The organism is Methanosarcina sp., assembly GCF_035390745.1.
Lineage (GTDB): Archaea > Halobacteriota > Methanosarcinia > Methanosarcinales > Methanosarcinaceae > Methanosarcina.
This window is the reverse complement of the sequence record NZ_DAOOUJ010000074.1, coordinates 1-12,216: the sequence shown is the minus strand read 5'-3', so window position 1 is coordinate 12,216 and position 12,216 is coordinate 1. Positions and strand designations below refer to the sequence as shown.

Annotated in this window: 7 protein-coding genes and 1 pseudogene; 7 read left to right on the top strand and 1 reads right to left on the bottom strand. The window is 42.1% G+C overall.

Going from position 1 to position 12,216, the window contains the following annotated elements:
* The 3 genes from PLL47_RS13170 to PLL47_RS13160 all read left to right on the top strand — a co-directional run.
* Nucleotides 1-2,625 (top strand): CLIPPER-2 domain-containing protein (locus PLL47_RS13170; protein ID WP_324446820.1); only part of this gene is annotated, 2,625 nt, incomplete at its 5' end.
* 396 nt (nt 2,626-3,021) lie between these two features.
* Nucleotides 3,022-3,447 (top strand): hypothetical protein, encoded by a 426-nt coding sequence (locus PLL47_RS13165; protein WP_324446822.1) that lies wholly within the window; start codon nt 3,022-3,024, stop codon nt 3,445-3,447.
* A gap of 515 nt (nt 3,448-3,962) precedes the next feature.
* Nucleotides 3,963-5,690 (top strand): DEAD/DEAH box helicase, encoded by a 1,728-nt coding sequence (locus PLL47_RS13160; RefSeq protein ID WP_324446818.1) that lies wholly within the window; start codon nt 3,963-3,965, stop codon nt 5,688-5,690.
* A gap of 75 nt (nt 5,691-5,765) precedes the next feature.
* Here the strand turns inward: PLL47_RS13160 and PLL47_RS13155 are convergent, their stop codons facing one another.
* The gene (locus tag PLL47_RS13155) at nt 5,766-6,467 is read right to left on the bottom strand and encodes a class I SAM-dependent methyltransferase (protein WP_324446816.1); all 702 of its coding nucleotides are present in this window, start codon (nt 6,465-6,467) and stop codon (nt 5,766-5,768) included.
* A 349-nt stretch (nt 6,468-6,816) separates the two neighbouring features.
* Between PLL47_RS13155 and PLL47_RS13150 the strand changes: the two genes are divergently transcribed.
* The 4 genes and pseudogenes from PLL47_RS13150 to PLL47_RS13135 all read left to right on the top strand — a co-directional run.
* Complete coding sequence (locus tag PLL47_RS13150) at nt 6,817-8,745, top strand: hydantoinase/oxoprolinase family protein (protein WP_324446814.1); 1,929 nt, start codon at nt 6,817-6,819, stop codon at nt 8,743-8,745.
* A gap of 638 nt (nt 8,746-9,383) precedes the next feature.
* Nucleotides 9,384-10,646 (top strand): C39 family peptidase, encoded by a 1,263-nt coding sequence (locus tag PLL47_RS13145; protein WP_324446812.1) that lies wholly within the window; start codon nt 9,384-9,386, stop codon nt 10,644-10,646.
* Nucleotides 10,647-10,682: 36 nt separating this feature from the next.
* Entirely contained in the window at nt 10,683-11,372 is a 690-nt protein-coding gene (locus PLL47_RS13140; protein ID WP_324446810.1) for a hypothetical protein, read from the top strand.
* Nucleotides 11,360-11,737 (top strand): annotated as a pseudogene (locus PLL47_RS13135) (YncE family protein); the annotation flags it as partial. The gene PLL47_RS13140 and the pseudogene PLL47_RS13135, both read left to right, overlap by 13 nt.
* Nucleotides 11,738-12,216 lie beyond the last annotated feature (479 nt).

Below are 12,216 nucleotides of genomic sequence, written 5' to 3'. Positions count from 1 at the left end.
TTTGCTACAGGTGTTTTCGGAAACAATACAACCGAATCTAACACGGATAACGAAACGGTAACAGCAGAACAGAATGCTGCTTGCACTATTGATAAAATAGTTACTGATGTGGCTGGGAAAGGACCGGAAGGAAATGTAACAAAAGCAGGAGATGTGATCAGTTACCAGATCAACGTTACTAACACAGGAAACTCTAGCCTGACTAATGTAACGGTTACTGATTCTCTGCTTGGCAACCTTACAGACCCGGTTGAATCTCTTAATTCTGATGGAATTCTCGAAGTTGAAGAAACATGGACTTACAGTGGAAATTATACTGTGACTCAGGCAGACATAGACAGTAATGGAGGAGGAGATGGATTCATAAACAACACAGCTACTGTTGACTGTGATCAGCTGGATCAAAAATCAGATAGCGAAGCTGTTCCTATTGGTGGCAAACCTGATTGCATCATTGATAAAGTAGTTACAGATGTTTCCGGCAAAGGACCGGAAGGAAACGTTACAAAGCCTGGAGATGTGATAAGCTACCAGATAAACGTGACCAATACAGGAAACGTTAATCTGACTAATGTAAACGTTACTGATACTTTAATTGAAAATCTCACTGGACCAGTAGAGTCTCTGAACAATGATGGAGTTCTTGAGGTAGGAGAAACGTGGACGTATACCGAAACTTATACTGTCACCCTGGAAGACATGATCAGTAACGGAGGAGGAGACGGATTCATAAATAACACAGCAACTGTTGACTGTGATCAACTGGAACCAGAATCAGACAGTGAAGCTGTTCCAATAGGAAAGGAACCTGTAGAAGAGATACCGGGATGTATCATAGACAAAGTAGTTACTGATGTTGATGGGAAAGGATCAGAAGGAACAGTAACAGCAGCAGGAGAAATCATTACTTATCAGGTTATAGTGACCAATACAGGAAACGTTAACCTGACAAATATAACTGTTACTGATACTCTGATTGAGAATCTCAATGGACCAGCAGAATCTCTGAATAATGATGGAGTTCTTGAGGTAGTAGAAAACTGGACATACACTGGTAATTACACGGTGACTCAGGAAGATATAGACAGTAATTGTGGTGGAGACGGATTCATAAATAACACGGCAACTGTTGACTGTGATCATCTGGAGCCAATATCGGACAGTGCAGAGGTACCGATAGGAGAACCAGTACAGGAGAAACCAGATTACTGTATATACAAATCCGCGGTGGGCATCGATGAAGCTGGAGATTGTATTATCAATGAGCCTGGAGACATAATAGAATACCAGATAATGGTAGAAAATGGAGGAGATGTAGACCTCACAGGAGTTACAGTAAGCGACCCGATGATTACACTGACAGGACCAACAGGAGACGACGCTGAGCAGGGAATCTTGAATCCGGGTGAGATATGGAAATACTGTGGAAATTATACAGTAACTCAGGAAGACATTGATAGTAACGGCCAGGGAGACGGATGCATAGAAAATACAGCAACTGTCGACTGTGATCAGCTTGAGCTTCTATCAGATAGCGCTGCAGTACCGATAAAAGAAACGCCGATAGAAGAAGAGCCGGCTTATGTCATTCATAAAACCATTATGGATGTGGCTGGAAAAGGATTAGAAGGAACAGTGGAACAGGCAGGAGATGTTATCAGCTATAAGATTCAGGTGATCAATGCGGGAAATGTTAACCTGACAAATGTAACTGTTACCGACACTCTGATTGAAGATCTCACCGGACCGGCAGAGTCTCTGAATAACAATGGAATTTTCGAAGTAGGAGAAATATGGATCTATACCGGCAATTACATTGCGGCTCAGGCAGACATAGACAGTAACGGCGAAGGAGATGGATTCATTGAAAATACGGCAACGGTTGATTGTGATCAGCTGGATCCGAAATCAGACAGTGCAAAGGTGCCAGTAGAAGAACCAGTGCAGGAGAAACCAGATTACTGCATATACAAATCCATAGTGGGCATCGATAAAGCTGGAGACTGTATAATCAATGAACCGGGAGACATAATCGAATATAAGATAGTAGTCGAAAATGAAGGAAACGTGGATCTGACAGGAGTTACAGTAAGTGACCCGATGATTACACTGGCGAGCCCCGCCGGAGATGATAGTGAGCCTGGAGTCTTGAATCCTGGAGAAACATGGGAATACACAGGAAAGTATACGGTGACTCAGGTAGATATAAGCACCAACGGTGGCGGAGACGGATTCATTGAAAATAAGGCAACGGTAAATTGTAATGAGCTTCCGGAAGAAAGCAGCAGTGTAAAGCAATCGATTATTTTGAGCTCAGAAGGTAACGACAGAAACTCTGATACTCACCACCATGGAAGTGGTGGAACTGGCAGCGCCAAGGTGGTTTCTAAACCTACAGAAAACACTCAAGTGAGTGAAGATACGGAGGAAGAAGCTGACAATCATATACAGATTGAAGCTGACACTGAAGATGCTAAACAAAATAATGGGAATATAGAATCTGATGGGAATATAGAATCCAATAAGGAAAAGGAACAGGAAGAAAATACAAGCGCACCCGGGTTTGGTGTAGTTTATGGTATTATAGGGTTGCTTGCAGTATTCCTGCATAAAAAGAAGCAATAATAGAACGAACCAAGTAAAGAAATAGTTAAATAAACTCGATTCGGAAAAATTTAGATGATGGTTCAATCCTTCATCTAAATTCAAGTCATCAGGGGATATTGAAAAACGAAAGCTTACAAATATCCCCCTGTTTTTTCAAAAAATGGGAAATCCACTCTTTTTTAAGATTGATTAATGACTCAACCTTGAGACTGTTTATTTAGCGGGTTACTTTTCGTAGTTTATTCTATTTCGTAGTTTATTTTTCTCAACCCATTTTTCCGGACAACAGTGAGAAAAAAACATGCTGAAGGATATTGTTATTCCCGAATAAGCCAGAGCCAGGCCGAGCAAAGTAGAAAAGTTATTATCTTCAGAGGCTGAAAAGAAAAACATAACAGGAGATGACCCTTGCATATGAACTCCTCTTCTTTTGACTACGGCTCAAGAACGGACTTTGACAAACAGTGGGCTTTTGAGGTTGCATACTTTATTCAGCATATAGGGACAACCCTGCAGAATCTGGGAAATTATCTGACTGTCGGGGACTATGTTGAAACCCGGGTCCTGGCTGCAGAGATGAAGCAGAGAGCAGAATACGAAAAAACCGTTCAGCCGGATTTCAGGACTTCGGATTATTTTGTGCAGGCTCGCAGGCTTTTTAACAGCTTTCTGGACGAGTGCGTAAATTTTGCAGAACTCCTGAGGGTTACAACCATTCAGGAAGAGACCGGATGCGAAGAACTGGTGGACAAACCGGAGCAGATCAGGAATTCAATTGACAGGCTGAACCTTCTAAAGGAAATGCTGACGGACGAGCTTCATCTTAAGGGCTGGTACTGAGTAAGCCCTGACCTGAAAAAAGATACATTAAAAATATAAATTTGAAGACAAGTATATAAATTTAGTTATGGATTAGCAGTTTTTCAATTATAGATTTTCCGGATATTACCCTTTTTTTGGCGATTTATGCCCGAAAGGTAGCAAAGTGTTATATACAGGAAAGGGGTCTAGTGTGTATCTACTGGAGTAAAAGACCGCGGTCTAATTACTCGTTTGCCTGTATCACGGGGAAGAATTCAAAAAGTGTCCGCAACTTATCCAAGAAGCCATTTTTTGCTGTATAAGTTTATCATACTAATTCTGAATTTCCCTGGTCTAAGGCAACTTTTCGCAGTCCGGGGAGATTAACCATTTATGCGGCATGTTTACCTGTTTTAGCTGGTATCATGTACGGACGCTGGTAAATGGGCTTTTCCTTAGAGGAAACTGCCGGGCATGCGGCAGATAGTACATAAACAGCAGGTCTGCAATCTGCGGGACCTGTAGAAAATAATCGTAAATTCTAGAGTGAGTACATGGAAAAATTAGCAAAATTTAAGGCGCTTGGGCTCTCGGACAGTACATTGAAAGCCCTCAAAAAGAAAGGGTTTGAAGAACCAACTCCGATTCAGGAAAAGGTCATTCCGCTTTTTTTGAAAGGAGAATCAGACATTATAGGGCAGGCTCAGACAGGAACAGGCAAAACTACAGCCTTCGGAGCCCCCATCATAGAGAAAATTCCTGAAAAATCAGGAGTCGTTCAGGCAATAATCCTGACTCCTACAAGGGAACTAGCAATTCAGGTTTCAGAAGAGCTTAACTCCATAAAAGGAGACAAAAAACTGCACATCGTCCCCATATACGGCGGGCAGTCCATGACCCAGCAGCTTCGCGTGCTGAAGAGCGGAGTGGACATTGTCGTAGGGACTCCGGGAAGGGTCATCGACCACCTCGAAAGAAAGAGCCTCAACCTCGAACATATCTCTTATTTCGTTCTTGACGAAGCCGACGAAATGCTGAACATGGGCTTCATTGATGACATAAAGGAGATCTTAAAGGCAACAGGTCCCGACAAAAGGATGCTCTTCTTTTCAGCCACAATGCCAAAGCCGATCCTTGGAATTGTCAAGAAGTACATGCAGAACTACGAGCATATTACAATTGAGAAAGAGGAGCTTACAGAAAACCTGACCGAACAGATCTATTTTGAGGTTAAGGAAAGCGACAAGTTCGAAGCCCTCTGCAGGATTATCGATATAGAAGACGAATTTTACGGGCTTATATTCTGCCGGACAAAGACCGACACCAGTCAGCTTGCCCAGAAGCTTAGCGACAGGGGTTATTTAGCCGATGCCCTTCATGGAGACCTTTCCCAGCAGGAGAGGGAAAAGATCCTTAACAAGTTCAGGAAGCAGAAGATAAACATCCTCGTAGCAACCGATGTCGCAGCAAGAGGCATCGACATCATGGACCTGACCCACGTCATCAACTATGCTCTGCCCCAGGACCCTGAGTCCTATGTGCACAGGATAGGGAGGACAGGAAGGGCGGGCAAACAGGGAACTGCCATTACCTTTGTCACATCCACGGAATTCAGAAGGCTCACTTACATTAAAAAGACTTCAAAGTCCGAAATGAAGAAAGGCCGCATTCCCGAAATAAAAGATGTAATTAAAGCCAAAAGGGCAAGGGTAAAAGCCGAACTCGAAGAGACCATAAAGACGGAAGAATACGGGGACTGCCTTGAAATGAGCGAAAAACTCCTTGAAGAATACCCCGCAGAAAAGATTCTGGCTGCCCTTTTGAAGTATACCTTCAAAGACAAGTTCGATGAAAGCATGTACACTGAAATCTCAAGCGGCAGCTCCTATGTCGACAGGAAAGGCAAGTCCAGGCTCTTCATAGCCATGGGTAAAGCCGACGGCATGACCCCGGACAAGCTTTCATATTTCATCCAGGAAGAACTTGGGGACAGCGAACTCAAAGTAAGGGACGCAGAAATTTTCCCGCATTTCTCCTTTGTAACTCTTCCATTTGCTCAGGCTGAAGCCCTGATCGAAATCTTCAAAAACAAGAGGAGAGGAAGCAAACCCTTCGTAGAACTCGCCCAGAAATCAAGGGGAAGAAGCTCAAAGGGTTCAGGGGATTCCCGGGGCGATTCTAGAGGCGAATCTCGAGGCAATTCTCGAAGCGAATCTCGCAGCTCAAAAGGCACAAACTACACAAGAAGTACAAGAAGCACGAAAAAGAAAGACTCTTATTAAGTCAATTTCTTTTTCTCATTTTTCTCATATCTTTTTTCACTTATTTAGAAATTCATGCAGCTTCAAGCTTCAGTATTACTTAATGCAGTAAAAACCAGCCTGCATATAAGAGTACCAGAACAACTCCACAGTTCTGAATCCTGTTTCTCTTAACAATTTAAGATGTTCCTCAACAGTTATGGGGAAATACTCGGTATCAAAACGCTCAAGATGCTTCCTGATTTCTTTTTCTTTCCTTCCGTGTGCGGATTGAAAACTTCCCCAGTATCGTTTTCCTATAGTGATGCCCTCTTCTGTCATCGGCCTTATGTTCTCAAAGGTGATGTAAATCCCGCCTTCTTTTAGAAGATCATAACACACTCCGGTAGCTCGGGAACGTTCTTCACGGCTGAGGTAGTGATGGCACTGTATGGCAGTGATAACGTCCGGCTTTTCTTCCAGTTCCTGAGAAAATTCCTGGGTAGAGGAAGCTTTCAGAAACTCCACCTTTTCTTCAGGGTAGAATGATAATTTTCCCTTCGCCTGCTCCAGCATGCCTTCCGAAGGGTCAAGTAAAAGGAATTTTGTATCGAGAAATTCCTCAATAGCTTTATTGACCAGTGAGCCTGTCCCGCATCCGGTGTCAAGCCATATTTTCGGACTTGAGGGCAGCGATTTGACGAGCCTGATAGTTTCCTGATGGAAAAATGAGTAGTAAGGGAGAACATGGGAGATCTGGGCGTCATAGTCTTCAGGAAGGTGAGGAGTAGCGTTCTGAGAAGCTTTTGTGGAAGTCATAAAAGTCAGTTCCTTATAATTTCTTCTTAAACTCAGTATTCTAACTGAAAGCTATTTTCTACTTTTTCGTTTCTCTATTTTTCGGGGAAGAAGGATTACTTTCCTGGATAATTTCAGTCAGCTCCTGCAAAGAATCCGGCACTCTTCCACCAATTTCATTTCTATCTGCTCAAACCATTTTATTAATTATTTCAAATCATCTTGAAATAACTATATATTTAATAATTTCAGATTATTTCTTAATCGCATCATTATTTATTCCGAAATAATTCTATTTCTTAAAGTCAAAAAAGAAATAAAAACCTTTCAAAAGGCATTTCCAGAAAAAGAAAAAGGAGTCATTTTCAGTATGCATTACAGCTTGGGGATTGACGCTGGAGGCACTTACACAGATGCAGTGCTCGTAAGGAACTCGGACGGGGAGATTGTAGACTCAAATAAAGCCCTGACGACCTATCCTGACCCGCTTGCAGGCATCAAAAAAGTGATTGATGGACTTAATCCGGAATATGTCAAAAACATAAAACTGGTATCCGTATCCACCACCCTTTCCACAAATACCATTCTTGAAGGGACAGGTTTTCCCGTAGCCCTGATCCTCATAGGAGAGCACCCTCTCGAAAAGGAATTTCCAACAGGGCATGTGCTCTTTGTCAGAGGAGGGCATAATCATAATGGAGAAGAGGTGTCTCCGCTTGACCTGGAAGCCATTGAAAAATTTGCGCTGCTCATAAAAGATAAAGTATCGGCCTTTGCCATATCCTCCTATTTCAGCACACGCAACCCTGAACACGAGCTTAAAGCAAGGGACAGAATAATGAAGCTCACAGGGCTGCCTGCGGTCTGCGGACATGAACTCTCACAGGAACTGGGAGCCTATGAAAGGGCAGTAACGGCTTTCCTTAACGCCCAGCTGATCCCCATAACCAGACAGTTTGTAAAGTCCATTATTGCAGATATGACAGAGAGGGGAATTAATGCAAGGCTCCTTATGCTCAAATGCGACGGTTCTGTCATAGGCATAAGGGATGCCCTTCAAAGGCCGATAGAAACAATCTTTTCAGGTCCCGCAGCAAGCCTTGTAGGAGCCTCTTACCTTTCCGGGCTGCACACATGTGCGGTTGTGGATGTGGGAGGGACGAGTACGGATATTTCCTCGATCTGCATGGGAGTCCCTGACCTGAGCGATGAAGGGGCTGTTGTGGGCGGCTGGAAGACAAGGGTTCGGGCGATAAGGATGGAGACAACAGCTACAGGCGGAGACAGCCATATATGGATCGTGAACAGGGAGCTATTCCTCGGCCCGCGGAGGGTAATACCCCTCGCAGTAGCTGCAGTCCAGTATCCGGGTTTCCTGAATAACCTGAAACGGACGCCCATGCCTCTCAGAGAAGACCTGGAAGAAAATATCCAGCCCACAAAATTTTTCATCAGGTCAGGCTACACCGCAGGGGAGTTAAGCAAAGTTGAAGCAGAAGTTCTTGGCGTAATCGGAGAAGAGCCTGTTTCAGTGAATGAGATCAAAGCTCTTATCAGAAAGGACCTCCACCCTCAAACCCTGGACTCCCTTATCAAAAAACGCCTCATTCAGGCAATAGGATTTACGCCGACAGATGCCCTGCACGTGCTCGGGGAATATACAGCCTGGAACGAAGAAGCTTCCAGAACAGGAGCGGAAAAGCTTGCAAGGATCATGCGAATGACACCCTATGAGTTCTGCACTGCCGTAAAAAAGAGAGTTGCAAGAAATATGTCTCTTCACCTCCTTTCATATATTCTGCAGGGAGTCCCGTACACAGCCATTGAGAAAATCCTGGACGGAAATTATCCTGCAAAGTTCAGGCTGGGAGTACCTGTTGTCCTTCTAGGAGGCCCTGTGCGTGCACACAGGAAAGAACTGGAGGAGTATATTGATGCTGAAATTATTGTTCCCGAGCATGCTGAGGTAGGAAATGCTGTGGGAGCCCTTGCAGGAAAAGGCATCAAAAGAGTGGAAATTCTTATCAGGCCTGCAAGCCTGATGTCTCCGGATAAGGATTTCCTGGTTTTTGCACCAGGCCGCAGGCTGAGGTTCGATGCATACACAGAAGCCCTGGAAGCTGCAACCGAAATTGGAAAAAAGCTCGTTGAGGATTATATGAAAGACTGCGGGCTCAGTGGAAGCCAGGTTGAAATTTCTGTTGAGAAAAAGACCATATCGCCTGACGGCTGGAATCATCCCCCAATGGAAACAAATCTGCTTGTGATGGGAGTGGGGATGCGGGGGCTACCTGCCTGAAACAAATTCTTCGGATCTCGGGCTTTTTTCTTTCCGGTTTTGAAGCCGGCACCGCAGAATCAGCAGACAGGGATAAGGGAACAGGATAAGGGGACGGAACCAGCAGGCAGGAACATTTTTTAGGGCCTGTCTGAAAAATAAAATTTGATTCTATAATTGGATAGGACTTACGGACTTGAACTGAAAAACAGTAGCATTAAGCCATTAAATATTTTAAGTGTAACTTTAAACAATGATGCATACTGTATTTGTTTTCATATGTCGAGCATGTAAATCTTATGGGGTAAAATACAGCAGAATTGCGCACCTTCTTTTATATATTCGATTTTGAATATGAATTGAAGCAATATACGACATATAAGCTTTTCTACCCAAATCATCCAACAATCAAAGATCAAGAAGAGTCAAGGAATAATTAAAGGCTCGAAATTAGTATAAAAATCGCATTGTTAGAGACTCTGGACATAAAACTTATAAGGAGTTAGGTAAGAAGAATTTATGGAGTTCAAATGTAGTTTCCCAATGTTACCCGAACTCCATAAACACGCCCTAAGAGGCAGCGATTATGTTAGCTTTGCTTTTATTTAAGGCTTGGCTTGCCTGATTCTGCCTCCTGGGTGCTAAACAGGAGAAAAAATATGGTTAAGAACAAAATTGGAATAGGTATACTTTTTTTAGCAACATTGCTGGTTGGTATGGCGTTGATGCCAGCAGCAAGCGCACAGAAAGAATCGTCGAATGTGACTTACTCATTAGGTATGATCAGCGAAAAGCAGGCGGAAGAAGTTGCATCTTACTCTATAAAAGAGATTTCTGGATCTGTACCTAATTTTGAAGACTGGGAAGACGCTACTGTGAAACTATCTACTGTTTACTACGATCTTGATGGTAAAATATCAGCTTATTCATATAACATTATCGAAAACAAGCAACAAGCAGGATATATATTCATTTCAGCGACGAAGGATAACTATCCTGTTTTGGAGTTTTCAAAAGGCAAAATACCTAATGAAATACCAGAATATACAACCCGTTCAAAATCACTGGCACAAGAACGCGCCAACAAGATAAAGTTAGAAAGTAATGATAAAGAAGAACTGACTATTGGAAGGATGAAACCTCTTTATTTAGGCCCAACCTTCTACTACGCAGAGTATGCACTAATCGATACTGAAGGTAAGGCTAAAGAAAAAGTAATAGTGGATTTACCATTTTCAACTATAGTAGATTTTAATAAATCAAATGTGAGTATTCCCGTAAATGAAGAAGACTGTTTATTTAACAACACATATTTACAACAGCAACAAGAAATAAGAACACAAAATTCAAACATACAATGGACTGTCTTAGAAAAAGAAATGGCTAATTCCTCAAGTTATTCTACGTCTTCAAGTTCAAAAACAATCAGTGGTGTGCCTAAGTATGGCTGGCTCTGTGGTTGTTCTCCAACTGCGTCTGGGATGGTATTAGGATATTGGGCCAGCCATGGATATTCTTACTTAATAACGGGGCCTGATCTAGTTAGGGAATTAGCTACTGCGATGGGTACAGAGTGGCCGGGAAATGGAGCAACCTGGCCATGGGCGATTGACGATGGTATAGAAACAGTTTGCAATAACCATGGATATAATAACTTTGATGCAAGCAATGATATCTATGTCTCATGGTCTGAGGTAAAAACCGAAGTGAATGCAGATAAGCCTTTCGTGCTTAGCATGCTAAACGGTGGAACAGGTAATGGTTACACTCAGCCATATGGTGATCATAGTGTTACCTGTGTGGGATACTATGATGGAAGTAGCGATTATGTATATATCCATGATACATGGGACACGAGTAATAAACACTACCTAACTTTTGGGAGCTGGACTGGAGCTATGGCAACATGGGTGAGGCCTTAACCACCCATTATATTTTTATTGAATTGAGGCACATAAATGTTTCACAAGAAAATAAGTAAAAAAATAGCATTTTTGATATTTTTGATAATTGCTCTTATTGGAGTATGGTTTATTCTCGATGTTATTTCAATTGGTCCAGGTTTGCCTCCCTCAGAGGGCATGCCAGGATGGTACATACCAGGAGCCTGGCAGGGGAATGAACTGGGCTGTACACCACTTTTTCCGAAGATTTCTCCTTACTGTAATGCAGGAAACTATTCTGAAGGAAAATTTATAAATGTCTGGTACTTTGACGATGAATCTAAATTTTTAAAAGGGGAAAATACCCTTTATGAGTATCTGGAAGAAAACGGTAATGTATCCCATCAGGGGCTGAATATTAGTGCAGAACTTCAGGAGGTAATTGAAAAGCGCGAAGCTAAAAATTCTTGGAGACCCATTTATGGCCCTTACTCCTTTAATGCAACTGGGTATATGAGTCCGGAAACATCCGGATATTTTCTGGTGTACAAGAATTCTTTCCTTAAAGAGAGAGAAGATTATTTCATAGTTTATTATGGAATCAGGGGAATGGCAAATCTCACTGAAGAAACACCAGAACTAAAGAAATTGATTGCTGAGTCCTATTATATGGCTAACGGAGAAGGGAAAGTTGATAGCTTAAAGCCAGAGAATAAAAAAGGAAAAGGTAATTTATTTTCATGGATTGAAACAAAGTATATGTGACAAACGCCGAAAGCGACAACATTTCTGTAATAAACACTGCCACAAACACTGTTACGGTTACGGTGAATGCAGGAATCTATCCTACTGGGATTGTAATTGTGCCTCTTAAGGATTCCAATATGACTGCCCAAAGTACAGGGGCAAAATCCAATGCAACTGAAGACATAGGGGTTAAAGAAACGAACTTGCCATCTGAAGAAATAAACGCTGTAGAACTCAATAATTCTAACAATAATAATTCTGAATCTGATAACGGTAGTAGCTCAAGTGGAAATGAATCGAGCAATAATAACTCCACTCCAAGCTTCGGATTATTGGGAAGCTTGACTTGCTTGTATGATGGATGGAAACTCAGGAAGGACTAACTAATACAGGGCTTGGATAACCTGAAATCACTGGCATTAATGATCCAATGGCTATTGGGTCGAATGGTACGCCAAAAATTGAATTCGCCACCAGTCAAGAAAAAAACGTATATATAAGCCAAAATTCCTCAGAGGAGTTCGATAAATCTCTGGTTTCAACAGTTGATTATATACTCTTTGTATAAACAGCCAGTCTATGGGTTTATCGAATCTTCTTCATTTCTTAGGTGCTGATATGAGCAAAATTGACAAGGAAATCGCGATTTTTATTGTTTTTCTAATTCTTGTAGCGCTTTGAGGGTTATTTGTAAAAGTGCCAGTAGAAGAGATGAAAACACCAGATCCTGAATCTCAAGTAAGTAATATGACTATTCAATTTAAAGATGGAATTTCGGAGTCAGAAGTAAAAGCCATTCTTCAAAACTGCAATATGACCCGGAACTATAGAATGACATATGATAACTCTTCAGAAGAATACT

Excerpts from the sequence above, each read along its gene's own strand:
- PLL47_RS13165 (WP_324446822.1), top strand. The coding sequence starts at position 3,022 with ATGAACTCCTCTTCTTTTGACTACGGCTCAAGAACGGACTTTGACAAA.
- PLL47_RS13160 (WP_324446818.1), top strand. The coding sequence starts at position 3,963 with ATGGAAAAATTAGCAAAATTTAAGGCGCTTGGGCTCTCGGACAGTACA.
- PLL47_RS13155 (WP_324446816.1), bottom strand. The coding sequence starts at position 6,467 with ATGACTTCCACAAAAGCTTCTCAGAACGCTACTCCTCACCTTCCTGAA.
- PLL47_RS13150 (WP_324446814.1), top strand. The coding sequence starts at position 6,817 with ATGCATTACAGCTTGGGGATTGACGCTGGAGGCACTTACACAGATGCA.
- PLL47_RS13145 (WP_324446812.1), top strand. The coding sequence starts at position 9,384 with ATGGTTAAGAACAAAATTGGAATAGGTATACTTTTTTTAGCAACATTG.
- PLL47_RS13140 (WP_324446810.1), top strand. The coding sequence starts at position 10,683 with ATGTTTCACAAGAAAATAAGTAAAAAAATAGCATTTTTGATATTTTTG.